14 protein-coding genes are annotated in these 17563 nt (G+C 72.1%); 6 read left to right on the top strand and 8 right to left on the bottom strand.

Going from position 1 to position 17563, the window contains the following annotated elements; all coding sequences use genetic code 11:
* Positions 1-115: 115 nt before the first annotated feature.
* From aceA to ACIGXW_RS30535, 3 genes are all read left to right on the top strand, one after another.
* Entirely contained in the window at positions 116-1396 is a 1281-nt protein-coding gene (gene aceA / locus ACIGXW_RS30525; RefSeq protein WP_399576109.1) for an isocitrate lyase, read from the top strand.
* A gap of 85 nt (positions 1397-1481) precedes the next feature.
* Positions 1482-3074 carry a malate synthase A gene (gene aceB, locus ACIGXW_RS30530; protein WP_399576111.1) on the top strand — a complete coding sequence of 531 codons (1593 nt, stop codon included), beginning with the start codon at positions 1482-1484 and terminating at the stop codon, positions 3072-3074.
* Complete coding sequence (locus ACIGXW_RS30535; RefSeq protein ID WP_399576113.1) at positions 3071-3940, top strand: 3-hydroxybutyryl-CoA dehydrogenase; 870 nt, start codon at positions 3071-3073, stop codon at positions 3938-3940. Before aceB ends, ACIGXW_RS30535 begins: the two co-directional genes overlap by 4 nt.
* A 55-nt stretch (positions 3941-3995) precedes the next feature.
* Here ACIGXW_RS30535 and ACIGXW_RS30540 read toward each other — a convergent pair whose 3' ends face one another.
* Entirely contained in the window at positions 3996-4454 is a 459-nt protein-coding gene (locus ACIGXW_RS30540; protein ID WP_399576115.1) for a pyridoxamine 5'-phosphate oxidase family protein, read from the bottom strand.
* A gap of 91 nt (positions 4455-4545) precedes the next feature.
* Here ACIGXW_RS30540 and ACIGXW_RS30545 point away from each other — a divergent pair, with 91 nt between their 5' ends.
* Complete coding sequence (locus tag ACIGXW_RS30545) at positions 4546-5367, top strand: SDR family NAD(P)-dependent oxidoreductase (RefSeq protein ID WP_399576117.1); 822 nt, start codon at positions 4546-4548, stop codon at positions 5365-5367.
* Between the two features lie 60 nt (positions 5368-5427).
* Here ACIGXW_RS30545 and ACIGXW_RS30550 read toward each other — a convergent pair whose 3' ends face one another.
* Positions 5428-7788, bottom strand: coding sequence for a collagenase (locus ACIGXW_RS30550; RefSeq protein ID WP_399576118.1), 2361 nt, complete (start codon positions 7786-7788; stop codon positions 5428-5430).
* Positions 7789-8002: 214 nt separating this feature from the next.
* A complete protein-coding gene (locus tag ACIGXW_RS30555; RefSeq protein ID WP_399576120.1) occupies positions 8003-8968 on the bottom strand; it encodes a LysR family transcriptional regulator in 966 nt (321 codons plus the stop codon).
* Between the two features lie 104 nt (positions 8969-9072).
* Here ACIGXW_RS30555 and ACIGXW_RS30560 point away from each other — a divergent pair, with 104 nt between their 5' ends.
* On the top strand, positions 9073-10272 hold the full coding sequence (locus ACIGXW_RS30560) for a peptidase M6 (RefSeq protein ID WP_399576122.1): 1200 nt from the start codon (positions 9073-9075) through the stop codon (positions 10270-10272).
* Positions 10273-10355: 83 nt separating this feature from the next.
* Here ACIGXW_RS30560 and ACIGXW_RS30565 read toward each other — a convergent pair whose 3' ends face one another.
* From ACIGXW_RS30565 to ACIGXW_RS30585, 5 genes are read right to left on the bottom strand one after another with little or no spacing between them, the layout of a single operon-like run.
* Positions 10356-11339: an ABC transporter ATP-binding protein gene (locus ACIGXW_RS30565; protein ID WP_399576124.1), complete on the bottom strand. Its 984-nt coding sequence runs from the start codon at positions 11337-11339 to the stop codon at positions 10356-10358.
* Positions 11336-12352 carry an ABC transporter ATP-binding protein gene (locus ACIGXW_RS30570; RefSeq protein WP_399576126.1) on the bottom strand — a complete coding sequence of 339 codons (1017 nt, stop codon included), beginning with the start codon at positions 12350-12352 and terminating at the stop codon, positions 11336-11338. Before ACIGXW_RS30570 ends, ACIGXW_RS30565 begins: the two co-directional genes overlap by 4 nt.
* Positions 12352-13338: an ABC transporter permease gene (locus ACIGXW_RS30575; RefSeq protein WP_399576128.1), complete on the bottom strand. Its 987-nt coding sequence runs from the start codon at positions 13336-13338 to the stop codon at positions 12352-12354. The genes ACIGXW_RS30570 and ACIGXW_RS30575 overlap by 1 nt, the downstream gene beginning before the upstream one ends.
* Positions 13335-14273 carry an ABC transporter permease gene (locus tag ACIGXW_RS30580; protein ID WP_071966892.1) on the bottom strand — a complete coding sequence of 313 codons (939 nt, stop codon included), beginning with the start codon at positions 14271-14273 and terminating at the stop codon, positions 13335-13337. The genes ACIGXW_RS30575 and ACIGXW_RS30580 overlap by 4 nt, the downstream gene beginning before the upstream one ends.
* 13 nt (positions 14274-14286) lie before the next feature.
* Complete coding sequence (locus ACIGXW_RS30585) at positions 14287-16026, bottom strand: ABC transporter substrate-binding protein (protein ID WP_399576130.1); 1740 nt, start codon at positions 16024-16026, stop codon at positions 14287-14289.
* Positions 16027-16155: 129 nt separating this feature from the next.
* On the opposite strand from ACIGXW_RS30585, the gene ACIGXW_RS30590 reads away from it, so the two are divergent.
* On the top strand, positions 16156-17526 hold the full coding sequence (locus ACIGXW_RS30590; RefSeq protein ID WP_071966995.1) for an aminopeptidase P family protein: 1371 nt from the start codon (positions 16156-16158) through the stop codon (positions 17524-17526).
* Positions 17527-17563: the final 37 nt, after the last annotated feature.

Genomic DNA, 17563 nt, shown 5'->3' on the forward strand with positions numbered 1-17563 from the left:
ACCGCTTCACGCGCCCGGAAGGGCGGCGGCGCCGCATCGGCGGCACGTCACTCAGTGACAACCCCACGCATCCTTCACAAGAACCGTGTGATCTCAGCGAACCCGGGAGACGGTCATGGCGCAGGCACAGACGGCGGCGGAAGCACTGGCGGACCGGTGGGCGACGGACCCCCGCTGGAAGGGCGTCGAGCGCACCTACGGTGCACAGGACGTGATCCGGCTGTCGGGCAGCGTCCGCGAGGAGCACACCCTGGCCCGGCGCGGCGCCGAACGGCTCTGGCGCCAACTGCACGAACGCGACTACATCCACGCCCTCGGCGCGCTCACCGGCGGCCAGGCCGTCCAGCAGGTCCGGGCCGGCCTCCAGGCCATCTACCTCTCCGGCTGGCAGGTGGCCGCCGACGCCAACCAGGCCGGCCACACCTACCCCGACCAGAGCCTGTACCCGGTCAACTCCGTGCCGCAGGTGGTCCGCAGGATCAACAACGCACTGTTGCGCGCCGACCAGATCGCCACAGTCGAGGGCGCCCGGGACGGCATCGACTGGCTCGCGCCCATCGTCGCCGACGCCGAGGCCGGCTTCGGCGGGCCGCTCAACGCCTTCGAACTGACCAAGGCGATGATCGCCGCCGGTGCGGCCGGCATCCACTACGAGGACCAGCTCGCCTCCGAGAAGAAGTGCGGCCACCTCGGCGGCAAGGTCCTCGTCCCCACCGCCCAGCACATCCGCACCCTCAACGCGGCCCGCCTCGCCGCCGACATCGCGGACGTCCCCACCGTCATCGTGGCCCGCACCGACGCGCTCGCCGCGAACCTGCTGACCAGCGACGTCGACGAGCGCGACGCCCGCTTCGCCACCGGGGAGCGCACCGCCGAGGGCTTCTACCGGGTCGAGAACGGCATGGCCCCCGTCATCGCCCGCGGCCTGGCCTACGCCCCCTACGCCGACCTCATCTGGGTGGAGACCGGAACCCCGGACCTGGCCCAGGCACGGGAGTTCGCCGAGGCGATCCACGCCGAGTACCCGGAGCAGATGCTGGCCTACAACTGCTCGCCCTCCTTCAACTGGAAGGCGGCCCTCGACGACGACCAGATCGCCAAGTTCCAGCGGGAGCTGGGGGCGATGGGCTACCGCTTCCAGTTCATCACCCTGGCGGGCTTCCACTCCCTCAACCACGGCATGTTCGACCTGGCCCGCGGCTACGCCGAGCACGGCATGACCGCCTACGTCGACCTGCAGGAGCGCGAGTTCGCCGCGCAGGAGCACGGCTTCACCGCGGTCAGGCACCAGCGCGAGGTCGGCACCGGCTACTTCGACCTCGTCTCCACCGCCGTCAACCCCGCCTCCTCGACCACCGCGCTGACCGGCTCCACGGAGGAGGAGCAGTTCCACTAGGCAGCCCCAGGGCGGGCCGGGGAACCACGCACCCGGCCCGCCCCGCCTCCGCCCGGCCCCTACCGCTCCGCTTGAGGAGACCCGCATGTCAACCACCGCTCTGACCAGCACGGTCCAGGTCCTCGGGGCACCGGGCGACCGCCACGGCGAGATCCTCACCCCCGAGGCGCTGGACTTCCTCGGCCGCCTCGACGCGGCCTTCGCGAACCGGCGCTTCGAACTGCTCGCCGAGCGCCGCCGGCGCACCGAGCGGCTCGCCTCCGGCACCCCGCTCGACTTCTCGCCCGCCACCTCGGCCGTCCGCGCCGACCCCACCTGGCGGGTCGCCCCGCCCGCACCGGACCTCACCGACCGCCGGGTGGAGATCACCGGTCCGCCCGAGCGGCGCATGACCGTCAACGCCCTGAACTCCGGGGCCCGGGTATGGATGGCCGACTTCGAGGACGCCACCGCGCCGACCTGGGACAACATCATCGCGGGCCAGCTGAACCTGCGGGACGCATGCGAGCGCCGCATCGACTTCACCACCCCGGACGGCAGGCAGTACCGGCTCGGCGACACCCCGGCGACCATCATGGTCCGCCCCCGGGGCTGGCACCTCACCGAAGCGCACCTCGCCGTCGACAGCCGCCCCCTGTCCGCCTCGCTCGTCGACTTCGGCCTCTACTTCTTCCACTGCGCACAGCGCCGGATCGACGCCGGCAGCGGCCCGTACTTCTACCTGCCCAAGCTCGAGAACCGCTCCGAGGCCCGGCTGTGGAACGACGTCTTCGTCCTCGCCCAGGACCTGCTCGGCATCCCCCGCGGCACCATCCGCGCCACCGTCCTCATCGAGACGGTGACCGCCGCCTTCGAGATGGAGGAGATCCTCTACGAGCTCCGCGAGCACAGCGCCGGACTCAACGCGGGACGCTGGGACTACCTCTTCAGCCTCATCAAGAACTTCGGCCACCGCCCCGACTTCGTCCTCCCGGACCGGGCGAAGGTCACCATGACCTCCCCCTTCCTGCGCGCCTACACCGAACTCCTCGTGCGCACCTGCCACAAGCGCGGCGCCCACGCCATCGGCGGCATGGCCGCCCACGTCCCCAGCCGCGACGCCCAGGCCGACGAGGCGGCCCTGGCCACCGTGCGGCTCGACAAGGAACGCGAGGCCGAGGACGGCTTCGACGGCTCCTGGGTCGCCCACCCCGGCCTCGTCCCCGTCTGCCGCGACGTCTTCGACGGCGTCCTCGGCGAGCGACCGCACCAGATCGACCGCACCCGCGACGACGTCCACGTCACCGCCGCCGACCTCCTCGCCGTCCGCCGCACCGCCGGACCGCCGAGCCCCGAGGGGGTCCGCTCCAACATCGCTGTCGCGCTGCGCTACTTCGACGCCTGGCTGCGCGGCAGCGGCGCCGTCGCCCTGTACGGGCTGATGGAGGACGCCGCGACCGCCGAGATCGCCCGGTGCCAGATCTGGCAGTGGATACGCCACGGCGCCGTCGACCGCGACACCGTGCTCGCCCTGCTGGACGACGAGGTGGCCGCCCTCGGCGCGGAGTACCCCTGGGCCCGCCAGGACGAGGTCCGCGCCCTCTTCACCCGCACCGCCCTGGGCCGGGACCTGCCCGCGTTCTTCACCCCCGACGCCTACGCCCGCCATCTCGTCGTCCGGCCGGAGGCCCGCTCATGAGTGGCGCCATCACCCGCGTCGGGGTGGTCGGCGGCGGCCAGATGGGCACCGGGATCGCCGAGGTCTGCGCCCGGGCCGGGCTTGACACCGTGGTCTGCGAGGCGGACGCCACGGCCGCCCGACGGGCTCGCGAACGGGTGACCGCCTCCCTCGAACGGGCCGTTCAGCGGGGCAAACTGGACCGGCCGTCCGCCGAGGACGCCCTGGCCCGCCTCGCCTTCACCGCCGGCCTCGACGACCTCGCCGACCGCCAGCTCGTCATCGAGGCCGTCATCGAGAACACCGACGTCAAGACCGAGGTCTTCGCCGCCCTCGACAAGATCGTCCAGGACCCCGGCGCGATCCTGGCCACCAACACCTCCGCCATCCCGGTCATGCGCCTCGGCATGGTCACCCAGCGCGCCGACCGCGTCCTCGGACTGCACTTCTTCAACCCCGTGCCCGTCCTGCCGCTGGTGGAAGTCGTCGCCTCCCTCCACACGGCCGCGGAGACCGTCACAGCCGTCGAGGCCTTCGCCCGCGACACCCTGGGCAAGAGGACGATTCGCTCCCAGGACCGCACGGGATTCGTCGTCAACGCCCTCCTGATCCCCTACCTCCTCTCGGCCGTCCGCATGGCCGAGTCCGGCTTCGCCACCGCCGCCGACGTCGACGCGGGCATGGAACTCGGCTGCGCCCACCCCATGGGCCCGCTCAAGCTCGCCGACCTGATCGGCCTGGACACCGTCGTGGCCATCGCCGAGTCGCTGTACGACGAGTTCAAGGAACCCCTCTACGCCCCGCCCCCACTGCTCCAGCGGATGGTGGAGGCGGGCCTGCTCGGACGCAAGACGGGCCGCGGGTTCCACACCTACGACCGGGGCTGAGGGATCCGGTACGCCGCACCGCCGCGGGCCGAGGGGCCCGCGGTGGCGCGCCGGTTCACACGGCCCAGCGGCCCTCGCGCATCAGATGCCGGCCCGCGAGCTCGTGCTCCTCGTGCCATGCCTGCACCGCCTGCGGCACCACCTTGAAGAACGCGTACGACGCACCGCTCCTCCGGGGGTCCCAGCCCGTCTTCGCCGCGAACGCCTCCACCGCCGCGGCCGGCACCTCCGAGGAGCCGAACGTCTCCACCGTGCCGTCCACGAGCACGACATCACGCGTGTGCCCCAGCGCCAGCCGGGTCCGACCGCCGTGCCGCAGGTTACGACCGGTCGGATTGCCGGCCCGCGTGGACAGCCATATCGCCTCGCCGTCCCACACGAACCACAAGGGCACCAGACACGGCACCCCCTCGGCATCGGCCGAGGCCACCCAGATGTCCAGCTCGCGGCCCAGCCTCTCCAACACGTCACGCTTGCGCTGCTCCGGGGCACGGACCGGCTCGTTGATCTCCATACGGCCCGAGGCTACCGGCGACGGTTGATCGGCACGTGCACGTAAGCTGGCCGCGCAGGCTGCAGGGGACCACTTCGGAGGCTGAACGACCATGGCGGACCAGCGAGTTTTCATCGTCACCGGCGGGGGAACGGGCATCGGCGCCGCAACCGCCCGGCTGCTGCGCGAGGCCGGGCACGAGGTGGTGATCTCCGGGCGGCGGGCCGAGGTGCTGCAGCGCGTCGCCGAGGAGACCGGGGCCCTGGCCCACCCCTCCGACATGGGCGACCCCGAGGCCGTCGAAGGGCTCGTGCAAAGGACCGTGGACACCTACGGCCGGCTGGACGGCGTGGTGCTCAACGCCGGCGTGGCCCGCGGCGGCGGCGTCGGCGAGCTGTCCATCGAGGACTTCGAGACCGTGATGCGCGTCAACGTCACCGGCCCCTTCCTGCTCCAGCGCGCCGCGCTGCCGCACCTGTTGGAGACGCGCGGCTCGGTCGTCGCCGTCGCCTCGGTCTCCGCGCTGCGCAACGGCAGGGGCAACGCCGCGTACGCGACGTCCAAGGCGGCGCTGCTCCAGCTCTGCCGCTCCCTCGCCGTCGACTACGGGCGGCAGGGGCTGCGGGCCAACACGGTGTGTCCCAGCTGGGTGCGCACCGAGATGGCCGACCGGCGGATGACGCGCTTCGCCGAGGAGGTGGGGCCGGGCGACGGCGGCATCGACGCGGCGTACGAGGCGGCGACCTCCCTCGTGCCCGCCGGCCGCCCCGGCGACCCGAGGGAGGTCGCCGAGGCAATCGCCTGGCTGCTCTCGCCCGCCGCCTCCTTCGTCAACGGCGCGGTGCTCACCGTCGACGGCGGGGTGACGGCCGTGGACCCCGGCACCGTCGCGTTCGACTTCCATATCGAACCGCGGGCGCGCGAGGGGCGCTGACCCCTCGCGCGCGCCCGGCCCCGGGCCCGCGCCGATGGGCAGGCCCGGGACGCCGGTGCGTCAGCCCCGCAGCGGGCCCTCGCAGCTGAAGTCGGCCGATCCCGCGGCCCGGCCGGACCAGATGTCGACCTTGCCGAACGAGCAGTTCATGTCGGCGAAGTTGTTGGTGCCCTTCTTCGTGCGGTCGAGGATGAAGTAGTCGACCGTCTCGGACATGTCCTTGAAGACCAGGTCGGCGTTGCCCGGGTCGCTCAGGTTGGCGGTGATGCGGCCGGTGCAGGTGAAGCGGGGACGCCCGGGGGCCTCGTCGGTGCGGCATTCGGGCGACATGCCGGTCGTGGCCTTGAAGGACGCGCGGACCGTGGCGGGGTGGCCGGCGTCCAGCTGCCCCACGGGCGTGAACGTGGTGTTCGGCACGTACAGGTCCTTGACCTTGGCGATCTGCTGGTCCAGGAAGGCGTCGTAGGCGCGCTGCACGCCGGTGTCCCGGCCGAGCCGGTCGCGCCAGGCGTCGAAGCCGGCGACATCGTTGGCGCGGATACGGTCGTACATCTCCCTGAGCAGCGACGGCCGCTCCGACCACAGGAATTCGAAGAACGTGCCGGCGTAGGAGTAGAAGCGGAAGCCGTCCCGGTCGTACTCCGCGTGCAGCAGCTGGTACACGCTCATGCGCGGCTTGGTGCCGCCCGCCGTGTCGTTGATGATGCTCTGGACCAGGGACTTGCGGACCTTGATGCCGTCGTCGCGGGTGGCGCCGTCGAAGAACTCCGCCGTGCCCTCGTCCATCGCGGTGGTGCGGTCGCCCTGGTACCAGGGGCCCTCGCCGAAGCTGCCGGGCACCGCCCAGCGACCGTTGAGGTAGTGGGTGTACTCGTGGCGGAACAGCTCCTCCAGCGTGAGCGTGGAGTCCTGCGGCACGCGGCGCTCGTACGTGTAGAAGGTGGCGCCCTTCTCGATGTAGATGCCGCCGTTGTTGGTGGCCATGCCCGTCAGCAGCGGGTGGTAGATCTCGTAGTCGGCGCGCGAGGCGTACAGCACGATGTTCAGCGTGGTGTTGGTGTCGCCGGCCAGCGGCTTATCGGTGCCCAGGACGCGGTGGAACTGCGCCTTGACCTGCTTGCTCGCGTAGTAGAGGCGGTCCACGGTGGTGCGCGGCAGGGCGGTGCGGACCTTGATGCCGCCGTTGTCGTACGTGTAGGTGTACGGGAAGATGCGGCGCTCGATGTCCGCCTTGCAGACCCCGTACTGCTTGCACATCTCCAGCTCGTTCAGCCAGGTGACGATCTTGCCCCAGGGGGCGCTGCCCTGGCCGAAGTTACGGGCGACGGTGTCCAGCACTCCGCCCAGCGAGGAGCTGATCTCGCTCTTGACCGCGGCGACCTGGCTGAGCCGGCCGTACTCGTTGAGCGCGTCGCGCACCACCCACTCGTTCTCGGCGCCCTTGAGGTGGGTGTGGCCGGCGAAGGCCTTGAGGGCGGCGCGGTAGGCGGGGTCGGCGGCCACGGCCGCGTCGAAGGCGGGGTCGTCGTTGTAGACGCCCAGATAGCCCACGGACAGCGCGCCCAGCGCGGCGCCGCCCCAGGACCGGTCCTTCGCGGTGTCGGGGTGGGAGGCGTCCATCGTGCCCAGGACCCGCTTGATCAGCGGCAGCTGGTGGTGGCGCAGCCCGGGGGCGCTGGCGGCGTAGAGGGCCTCGCGCAGGGTCTCGGCGTTGGTGCGGGTGGCATCGAAAGTGCGCGCCGCGACGCCGAAGTAGTGGACCGCGCGACGGATGGCCTCGACGGTCTGCGCGTCGGTGTGGTCGATCTCGTCGTGGGAGAAGTCGTGGTAGGCGGCGGCGTGGAGATAGGTGAACATCTCCAGCACGTGGGTGCTGTTCTTCCCGTCGTGGGAGTAGCCGTAGCGCTCGGCGCGCTGCGCGACGGCCCGCACGTGCTCCTTCGTCATGACGCGGGCCAGTCGCTGGTCCCAGGTCCACAGGATGTCGCGCAGACAGCCGTCCGCGGTGACGGCCGGGTCGGCGAGGAAGTCGGCGAACTGCTCGGGGCCGAGCCGGCTGACGCCGTCCAGCGTGCAGGGAACGCCGGCCCCGCCCACCGTGGCGCGCGGCGCGAGGGACTTGGCCTTGCCCTTGCTCTCCTTGCTCTGCGGGGTGACCGGGCCCGGGACGCGGGCCCGCGTCTGCTCGCCCGGCCCCGTCGCGGTCAGGTCGGCCGGCTTGGGGGCCTTCGCCAGGCGGGTGACCTCGTCGAAGGGGTTCGGCTCGGCCGTTGCCTGGCGCGGTGCGGCCGTCGTCGGCGTGACGGGGGAGGGGGCGGCGGCGGGGGAAGCCGCGGAACCGGTCTGGACGGCCGTGGCGCAGAGCGTCACGGATATCGCCGCGGTGAGCAGGGATCTGCGCAGGGTTCTCGACTGGAACACCGATGACTCCTGTGTGGGAGGTGATGGGGGGTTACGCATGGGGCGTCATATGCCCTGCGACGGAAGGCGCCTGAGGGGCCGATGAGCCGCCATGTGATGCGTAACGTAGTAATGTGAAATGTTACTGACAACCCCTCAGGCGCAATCGGTTGTTCACATCGCGGTGCGGAAGGCCCTGGTCCGGACCTCGCGCGGGCTGCGGAAGCCCTCCCGATCAGAGCGTCAACCGGGCCGAACCGGGGTTGCGCGCACGCCACTTGGCGTAAGCCGGGGCGTCGGCGCACGCGCTCAGATATCCCGCGCCGACCCTGCGGAGGATTTCCTCGCCGTGCGCGGCGAGCGGCCCCTCGCGATGCCAGGCCAGTACGTGGCGATACCACAGGGGGTTGCCGGACAGTGGACGGACGGTGACGCCCGGCACCTCGACGAAGGTGGCCTGGCACAGGCTCACGGCCAGGCCGGCCCGCACCAGCTCCACCAGCTGACGGCCCTCGGCCTCGTACGGGCTGCGGGGCTGACTCCCCGTCAGGGAACACACCGACGACCAGTACTCCCCGGTGCGGTCACCGTCCGGGCGCGGCACCGCCCAGTCCTCCTCAGCGAGCCGGCCCAGGCTCACCTCCTCCTGACCGGCCAGCGGATGGGAGGACGGCAGCAGGGCGAAGACGGGTTCGGTGACCAGCGGCCGCAGCTCCACGTCGCCGCCGGCGGCCAGCTCCTGGCCGGGGTGGTCACCGAGGGCCGCGGCCTCCAGCCGCCGCGCGGCGAGGTCGTCGAGGAGCGCCACGGGGGAGTACCGGCACCGCGCGGTCACCTCGGCTCCGGGCAGCACCGCGCGGATCGCCAGGAGCAGATGGCCGAGCAGCGGAGCCCCCACCGACCCGACCCGCACCCGCCGCGGCGCGTCCCGGCAGCGCGTCGCACGGGCGGTGTCGGCCAGCAGGCCGTCGACACCCGGCAGGATGGCACGGGCGCGCCCGAGCACCAGCTCCCCGAACGCCGTGGCCACCACGCCGGCGTGCCGGCGCTCGAACAACGCCCCGCCGAGCATCGTCTCGATCCGCCTGAGCTGGGCGCTGAGCGCCGGCTGGGACATGCGCAACGCCGCGGCCGCCCGGGTCAGGCTGCCGGCGTCCTCGATCGCGCACACCACCCGCAGATGTCGCAGCTCGAGATCCATAGCGCGGATGTTATGAACCGGCGTGAGCTTCCCGACAGGTCCGGGTCCGCCCCACGCTTATGCCAAACATCACACCTGCACACGACGGGGGTTGAGCTCGAACCATGAGGAGAATCCATTCGCCCCGGCCGGTGACACCGGCCCTGCTGGCGGCCCTGCTGGCCGCCGCGCTGCTCCTGTGCGCGCCGCCCGCCCGCGCGGCCACCGGGACGGCGGACGGCGCGTCCCGGTGCGCCCTGCCCGGCAGCAGCACCGGCTGGACCGACGAGGGAAACGAAGGACACGACACCGACTACTCCGTCTTCCGACGCCCCACCGGCGCCATCAGCGTCGGCATGATCTTCGTGGACTTCCCCGACGCGCCCGCCACCGAGTCCCCGGCCTCCGACGCCGCCCGGATCACGCCCGGCGCGGACTGGCTGTGGTACGCCTCCTACGGCAACGCGTGGCTGTCCATCAGCCAGAATCAGCGCTGGGCGCGCATGCCGCACCGCTCCACGGACTACGGTTTCGCCCGCGGCCTCACCCACGAGACGCATGAGGCGTACATCAAGGACGCCGTGGCCGCCGCGGACCCGTACGTCGACTTCTCGCGCTACGACATGCTCTACGTCGTCCCCACCCGCAACGCCTCCGCCGTCTCCTTCAGCCCCACCTACATCTACGAGCCGGGAACCCGGGGCGTGGTCGCCGACGGCAACCGCCTGAAGTGGACGGTGACCTTCGGCCAGGACATGTGGCGCTGGGACCACCGGCTCGTGGCGCACGAGAGCGCGCACACCTTCGGCCTGCCCGACCTCTACGCCTTCGACGCGGCGGACGACGCCCACCGCTTCACCGGCGGCTGGGACGTCATGGGCCTGATCGACGGCGCCGGATCGCAGTACTTCGCCTGGCACTCGTGGAAGCTCGGCTGGACCGCGGACCGCCAGGTCCTCTGCCGGGCGCGGGCGGGCAGCGACACCGTCCGGCTGACGGCCGTCGAATACGGCAGCGGCACCAAGATGGCCGTCGTCCGCACCGGCCCGACGACCGCCTACGTCGTCGAATCCCGGCGGGAGCGCTCGGGCGCCTGCGCGACCGGGGCGCTGGTCTACAAGGTCGACTCGTCCGTGCCGACCGGCAAGGGCCCGGTGCGCGTCATGGACGCCAACCCCTCGGCCACCCCCGCGAGCGGCTGCCGCCCCCTGGACGATGCCCCCTACCGGGCGGGCCGGTCCTTCACCGACCCCGCGGCCGGCGTCCGCATCGACGTGCTGAGCGCCGACGCCTCCGGCGACACCGTTCGCGTCACCAAACGGTGAACCTCCCAGAAAGGGCTGTGCCCTGGATCCCCCCATGGAACCAGGGCACAGGCTCATCGACACGGGCGCGCGGCCCGTGGCGCTCAGGCCGCGTCGGGGAAGTGGCAGGCCACCTGCCGTGCCTCGCCCGGTGCCGCGACCCGCAGCAGCGGCGCCTCCGTCCGGCAGATCTCCTGCGCCTTGGGGCAGCGCGGGTGGAACGTGCAGCCGGGCGGGGGAGACGCCGGGCTCGGCGGGTCGCCGAGCAGCGTGATCCGTTCGCGGGTGCGTTCGGCGGCCGGGTCCGGCAGCGGCACGGCCGAGAGCAGGGCCTGGGTATAGGGGTGCGCGGGGGCCGTGTACACCCGTTCCTTGTCGCCGACTTCGACGATCCGCCCCAGGTACATCACGGCGACCCGGTCGCACACCCGCTTGACCACCGACAGGTCGTGGGCGATGAAGAGGCAGGCGAGCCCCAGCTCCCGCCGCAGCCGCTCCATCAGATTGACGATCTGAGCCTGCACGGAGACGTCGAGGGCCGAGACGGGCTCGTCGGCGACGATCAGCCGGGGGCCGGTGGCGAGCGAGCGGGCGATGCCGATGCGCTGCGCCTGCCCGCCGGAGAACTCGTGCGGGTAGCGGTCGAGGTGCTCGGGGATGAGCCCGACCAGCTCCATCAGCTCCGCCGCCCGCCGGCGTGCGGCGGCAGTGGAGGTGCCCTGCACCAGCAGCGGGTCGGCGATGATCCGGGCCACGGTCTGGCGTGGGTTGAGGGAGGAGTGCGGGTCCTGGAAGACCATCTGGAGTTCCCGGCGCAGCGGTTTGAGCTCGCGCCGGCCCAGGTGGCTGATGTCGCGGCCGGCGTAGCTGATCGAGCCGCCGGTGGGTTCCAGGAGCCGTACGATCATGCGGCCCGTGGTGGACTTGCCGCAGCCGGACTCCCCGACCAGGCCCAGGGTCTCGCCCGCCGCCACGTCGAAGCTGACGCCGTCGACGGCCCGCACGGGAGCCGCGCGGCCGCGCCGGCCGGGGAAGGTCATCGTCACGTCGCGCACGGAGAGCAGGGGCGCGGCGGCTGTCGCGGTCATCGGGTGCCCTCCCGGGCGTGTGCGGTGGTGTGCAGGGGGAGGTGGCAGGCGACCAGGTGCCCCCGGGACGGGGTGAGGGCGGGCCGGGACTCCTCGCAGCGGGCGCGGTCGTGCGCGGACGCGGCCGCGGCGCGGGGGCAGCGCGGTGCGAAGGCGCACCCCGCGGCCGGGGTCAGCAGGGAGGGCGGGCTGCCGGGGATCGCCCGCAGCGGGGCGTCGTCGCTGTCGTCGAGGCGGGGGAGGGAGTCGAGCAGGCCCCGGGTGTAGGGGTGGGCCGGGTCGGCGAAGAGGTCGTCCACCGGAGCTTGTTCGGCCGCCCGGCCGCCGTACATGACCAGCACCTCCTGGGCGACCCGGGCGACGACGCCGAGATCGTGCGTGATCATGACGACGGCGAGTCCGCGGTCCTGCTGGAGGCGGGCGATCAGCTCGAGGATCTGCGCCTGGACGGTGACGTCGAGGGCGGTGGTCGGCTCGTCGGCGATGAGCAGTTCGGGTTCGCAGGCGAGTGCCATGGCGATCATCACGCGCTGGCGCATGCCGCCGGAGAAGTGGTGCGGGTACTCGCCCGCCCGGCGCGCGGGGTCCGGGATGCCGACCTCGCCCAGCATGTCGACGGCCCGCTTGCGGGCCGCCCGGCGGCCGGAGCCGAAGTGGACGCGGTGGTGTTCGGCGATCTGCTCGCCGACGGTGTAGTAGGGGTGGAGGCTGGAGAGCGGATCCTGGAAGATCATCGCCATGCGGCGGCCCCGCAGCCGGTTCAGCTCGCGCTCGGGCAGTCCGGTCAGCTCCTGTCCGTCGAGGACGACGGAGCCGGTGACCTCGGCGCCGGTGTGCAGGCCCATCACGGCCAGGGAGGTGACGGACTTGCCCGAGCCGGACTCCCCGACGATGCCGAGGGTGCGGCCGCGGTGCACGCGGAAGCCGAGGCCCTCCACGGCCCGGACCGGGCCGCGCCCGGTGGGGAAGGTGACGGTCAGGTCCTGTACCTGGAGCAGGGGTTCGTCGGCCATCAGTACCTCACTCGCGGGTCGACGACGGCGTAGAGCAGGTCGACGGCCAGGTTGGCGACGACGATGAAGGCGGCGGCCAGGAGCGTGACGCCGAGGATGACGGGCTGGTCGCCGGTGGACAGCGCGCCGTAAAAGAGCCGGCCGATGCCCGGCAGGCCGAAGAGGGACTCGGTGATGACCGCGCCGGCCAGCAGCCCGCCCAGGTCCATGCCGAAGAGGGTCAGGACCGGTGTCATGCCCGCCCGCAGTCCGTGCTTGACGACCACGGTGCGGCGCGGCAGGCCCTTGGCACGGGCGGTGCGGATGTAGGGCTCCGCCATGGTCTCGATCATCGAAGTGCGGCTCTGGCGCGCGTACATGGCGGCGTACAGCACGGCCAGCGCCAGCCACGGCAGGAGCAGGTTGGACGCCCATTCCAGGGGGTTGTCGCCCAGCGGTACGTACTGCGGGTACGGCAGCAGCCCGGTGGCCCGGATCAGGCCGTAGATCAGCATCATCGAGGTGAAGTAGACCGGCAGGGAGGCGGCGGCGACGGCGCCGACCATCAGGGCGCGATCGGTGAGGGTGTCCTTGCGCAGGGCCGCGGTGACGCCGGCCGTCAGCCCCAGGAGCAGCCAGAGCGCGGCCGCGCCCACGGCGAGCGAGGCGGACACCGGCAGGCGGTCCATCAGCAGGTCCCAGACGGCCTCGGAGTTCTCGTAGGAGTAGCCGAGGCAGGGGAAGCGGCAGTGCAGGGCGTACTGGCCGCTGCCCATGGTCCGGCCGGTGAAGATGCCGGTGACGAAGTCCGCGAACTGCCGCCACAGCGGACGGTCGAGGCCCATGTGGGCGCGGATCGCCTCGAGCCGGTCCGCGCTGCAGGACTTGCCGCAGGCGGCGGCCGCGGGGTCGGAGGGCAGGACGTAGAAGATGGTGAAGGTGACGGCGGCGATGGCGAGGAGCACGCCGGCGACGGCCAGGAGCCGGCGGCCGAGGTAGAGGATCATGTGCGGGCGCTCCTCGGGTCGAGGACGTCGCGCAGGGCGTCGCCGAGCAGGGTGAAGGCGAGCACCGTCAGGAACAGGCAGCTGCTCGGGATGACGAAGTACATGGGATCCGTGTCGTAGAAGGCGACGCTCTCGGCGATCATCTGCCCCCAGGAGGGGGTGGGCGGGCGGACGCCGACGCCCAGGTAGCTCAGCGCCGCCTCGGTGGCGATCATGCCGGGGACGATCAGGGTGGTGTAGGCGATGACGGGCCCGAAGACGCCCGGGAGGATGTCGCGGGTGAGGATGCGCCAGGGCCCGGCGCCGCCCACGCGGGCCGCGTCGACGTAGGCGCGGTGCTTGAGGGAGAGGGCCTGGCCGCGGACGACGCGGGCGATGCCGGGCCAGCCGAACAGGCCGATCACCGCGGTCATCAGCATGATCCGGTTGACGTCCTTGGCCACCGACATCATGGCGATCATGAAGATGAGGGAGGGGAAGGACATGGTGAGGTCCATCAGGCGGGAGAGCACGGCGTCGGTGCGGCCGCCGAAGTAGCCGGCCGCGAGGCCGGCGGCCGTCCCGGCGACGACGACGATCGCGGTGGCGGTCAGCGCGATGAGGAGGGAGACCTGGGCGCCGTGGACGACGCGGGCGAAGAGGTCGCGGCCCGTGACGGGCTCCACGCCCAGCCAGTGGTCGGCGGAGACGCCGCCGAGCGGGCCGATGGGCCGGCCGCCCAGGTAGGGGTCGACGGCGGTCTTGTCGAACTCCTCGGGGGACCAGCCGCCCAGGGCGCTCAGCAGCGGGGCGCCCGCGGCCATGAGCAGGAAGAGCGCGACGACGGCGAGGGAGACCTTGACGGAGGTGCGGCGGCGCAGTTCGGCGCGGGCGAGCCGCCAGGGGCCGCTGCCGGCGGGGACGGCCGCCGCGGGTGGGGGCGAGGTGGTGGTCATGGCGTACCGGCCCTCAGCCCTGGCTCTTGGAGGGGTCCTTGAGGCCGACGGTGGCGTAGTCGAGCTGGCCGCCGAAGGAGGTGTGCCCGTAGGCGCCGGCGATGTTGGTGCCGAGGACCAGCGGCCACCGCCGGACCAGGACCGGCACGGTAGGGGCCTGGGCGAGGATCTCGCCGTCCAGCTGCTGCCAGGCCTGGGCGGCCTGCTTGGTGTCGGTCATGGCGGCGATCTCGTCCATCCGCTTCATGGTCGCCTCGTCGCGGAAGAGGGAGTGGTTGCCGGAGTTGCCCTTGTCCTTGATGAAGCGGCCGTCGAAGACGAAGGGCAGGAAGGTGGAGCCGGAGGGGTAGTCCGGGCACCAGCCGGTGTAGACCATGTCGGTGCGGTTCTTGGTGTCGCCGATGGTGGCGTAGAACGCGGACGGGTCCACGGTCTCGATGGTGACCTTGATGCCGGCCTTGGCGAGGGACTGCTGTATAGCCTCGGCCCGGCCCTTGTCGCCGGACGAGACCGTGAGCTTGGTGGAGAAGCCGTCCGGCTTGCCGGCCTCCTTCAGCAGCTGCTTGGCCTTCTCGACGTCGCCGGCGGCGGGGACCTTCAGGGTGTCGGGCTGCTTGCCGCCGAAGAGCGTGGCCGGCATGTAGGCGGTCGACGGGTCGTTGAAGGCGGGGCCGCCGGAGGCCGTCAGGACGGCGTCCCGGTCGAGGGCGTACTGCACGGCCCGGCGGACCTTGACGTCGTCGAAGGGGGCCCGGCCGGTGTGCATCTGGACCATGTCCGTGCAGTTCTGGGACTCGGCGAGCAGGCGCTCTCTGACCTTCGCGTCCGGCAGCACCTTGGCCGCGCTCTCCGGCCGCAGCGCGTACCAGGGGACGGTGGAGGCGTCGGCGCCCTGGCTCGCGATCATCCGGTCGTCGATCTGGTTCGCCTTGAGCCCCATGAGGACGACGAGCTTGTCCGGGTAGGCCTTGCGGACCTCGTCCGTCTTCGGGTCCCACTTGTCGTTGCGGACGAGGACGAGCTTCTTGTTCCGGTCGTAGGAGTCGATCTTGTAGGGGCCGGAGGAGAACGGGCGGTTGTCGTACTGCGGGCCCTTGTCCCGTGCCTTCGGTACGGGCGCGAACGTCGGCATGACGGTGGCGTAGGGGAACTCCGCGAAGGACTTGCGCAGTTCGAAGACGATGGTGTGGTCGTCCGGCGTCCTGACCGAATCCAGGTGCTTGCCCTCGGCGGGGCCCCGGTAGCCCTCGGCGCCGGCGAGGTAGCGGGCCGCGTAGTCGGCGCCGCCGGGCAGGTCGGGGGAGAAGGACCGCTCCACGTTGTACTTGACGTCCTGCGCGGTGACGGGTGAGCCGTCCTCGTACGTCACGCCCTGCTTGAGGTGGAAGGTCCAGGTCCTGGCGTCGTTGGAGGGGGTGCCGAGATCGGTGGCGAGGTCAGGGGCCAGCTGCCCTCCCTTGGCCCCCGGCTCCGCCTTGTACGTCACCAGGGTGCGGTAGAGCAGCCGGGTCCCGAAGTCCATGTCGCTCATGACCCAGTTGCGGGCCGGGTCGAGGTGCGTGAAGTCCTGGTTGGACAGCACCGTGAGGGTGCCGCCCTTCTGCGGAGTGCCGCCGATCACCGCGCCTTCGTGGGCGGCGACGGGGTTCTTGGCGCCGTCGGCCGACTTCTTCCCGCCGGAACAGCCGGTCGCCCCCAGGGCGAAGGTGGCGGCCACGACCGTGGCCAGGGCAGTACACGTGCGCTTGTTCATCAGTGGTCACTCCGTGAACAGTCGAACAGCCGGACGCTGGCTGAAATGTGACCCGTAACATAGTAATGTGAAATTGCACTGACAAGGTGTCAGTCACGCCGTTACCCACCTGTGTCCCAGGAGGACCTCGTGAACGAGCCGACGACCGCGGCGCCGCGCACGGTAAGTCATGACCTGCCCGCTTCGCCGGAGTTCGCCCGCTTCATGGCGGGCGGCTGGGCGGCGACCCCGCTGCCCGCCGACATCCGGCTGCCCGTCGCGGACCTCGCCGCCGCCCGCCGGGCGAAGCTGTCCGCGAGCTTCCCCGGCGAGCGCCTGATCATCCCCGCCGGAGCGCTGAAGGTCCGCTCCAACGACTGCGACTACCGCTTCCGGCCGCACAGCGCGTACGCCTGGCTGACCGGACTGACCGGCGAGGAACAGGCCGGACATGTCCTGGTCCTGGAGCCGGACGGCCCGCACCGCCACGAAGCGGTGCTCTACGTACGGCCCCGCTCGCCGCGCACCGGCGAGGGCTTCTACCGGGACCGCCGCTACGGCGAGTTCTGGGTCGGCCGGCGCCCCGACCTCGCCGAGGCCGAGCGCATGACCGGCATCCGCTGCGCCCACCTGGACGACTACGGCCTGCTGCCGCCGGGGCGCGACGCCTCCCACGACGCCCGGCTCGCCCGCACCCTGAGCGAACTGCGGCTGGTCAAGGACGCCTGGGAGGTCGGACAGCTCCAACTGGCCGTGGACCACACCGCCGCCGGCTTCGAGGACGTCGTACGGGCGCTGCCCCGCGCCCTGGCCCACCCGCGCGGCGAGCGGTGGATCGAGGGCGTCTTCGGCCTGCGCGCCCGGGCGGAGGGCAACGGCCCCGGGTACGACACCATCGCCGCCTCCGGCGCGCACGCGTGCGTCCTGCACTGGATACGCAACGACGGGCCCCTGGACCCCCGCGAGTTGCTGCTGTTGGACGCGGGCGTGGAGACCGACACCCTCTACACCGCCGACATCACCCGCACCCTCCCCCTCTCCGGGCGCTTCACCTCCGTCCAGCGGCAGGTCTACGAGCTCGTCCTCGCCGCCCAGGAGGCGGGCATCGCCGCGCTGAAGCCGGGCGCGAGCTTCCGCGACTTCCACCGGGCCGGCATGCGCGTGATCGCCGAGGGGCTGGTGGAGTGGGGCGTGCTCAAGAGCGCCGAGGGCGACCTGTACCGCCGCTACACCCTCTGCAGCAGCGGGCACATGCTCGGCCTGGACGTCCACGACTGCGCCCAGGCGCGGGCGGAGGCGTACCTGGACGGCGTGCTGGAGGAGGGCCAGGTGCTCACCGTCGAACCGGGGCTCTACCTCCAGCCCGACGACGAGACGCTGCCGCCCGAACTGCGCGGCATCGGCGTGCGGATCGAGGACGACCTGGTGATCACGGCCGAGGGGGCGCGGCTGATGTCGGGGGCGCTGCCCCGCACTCCGGACGCGATCGAGGCGTGGATGGGCGAGCTGGCCGGGAGTTGAGGAGGCCGCGAAGACCGGGAAGGCGAAGAAGACTGAT

The sequence above is a fragment of the Streptomyces sp. NPDC053079 genome (genome assembly GCF_044546695.1).
Lineage (GTDB): Bacteria > Actinomycetota > Actinomycetes > Streptomycetales > Streptomycetaceae > Streptomyces.

Bases quoted from the DNA above. Each gene is read 5' to 3' on its own strand.
- ACIGXW_RS30535 (WP_399576113.1), top strand. From the start codon at position 3,071: ATGAGTGGCGCCATCACCCGCGTCGGGGTGGTCGGCGGCGGCCAGATG.
- ACIGXW_RS30585 (WP_399576130.1), bottom strand. From the start codon at position 16,026: ATGAACAAGCGCACGTGTACTGCCCTGGCCACGGTCGTGGCCGCCACC.
- ACIGXW_RS30545 (WP_399576117.1), top strand. From the start codon at position 4,546: ATGGCGGACCAGCGAGTTTTCATCGTCACCGGCGGGGGAACGGGCATC.
- ACIGXW_RS30540 (WP_399576115.1), bottom strand. From the start codon at position 4,454: ATGGAGATCAACGAGCCGGTCCGTGCCCCGGAGCAGCGCAAGCGTGAC.
- ACIGXW_RS30575 (WP_399576128.1), bottom strand. From the start codon at position 13,338: ATGATCCTCTACCTCGGCCGCCGGCTCCTGGCCGTCGCCGGCGTGCTC.
- ACIGXW_RS30555 (WP_399576120.1), bottom strand. From the start codon at position 8,968: ATGGATCTCGAGCTGCGACATCTGCGGGTGGTGTGCGCGATCGAGGAC.
- ACIGXW_RS30570 (WP_399576126.1), bottom strand. From the start codon at position 12,352: ATGGCCGACGAACCCCTGCTCCAGGTACAGGACCTGACCGTCACCTTC.
- ACIGXW_RS30560 (WP_399576122.1), top strand. From the start codon at position 9,073: ATGAGGAGAATCCATTCGCCCCGGCCGGTGACACCGGCCCTGCTGGCG.
- aceB (WP_399576111.1), top strand. From the start codon at position 1,482: ATGTCAACCACCGCTCTGACCAGCACGGTCCAGGTCCTCGGGGCACCG.
- ACIGXW_RS30580 (WP_071966892.1), bottom strand. From the start codon at position 14,273: ATGACCACCACCTCGCCCCCACCCGCGGCGGCCGTCCCCGCCGGCAGC.
- ACIGXW_RS30565 (WP_399576124.1), bottom strand. From the start codon at position 11,339: ATGACCGCGACAGCCGCCGCGCCCCTGCTCTCCGTGCGCGACGTGACG.
- aceA (WP_399576109.1), top strand. From the start codon at position 116: ATGGCGCAGGCACAGACGGCGGCGGAAGCACTGGCGGACCGGTGGGCG.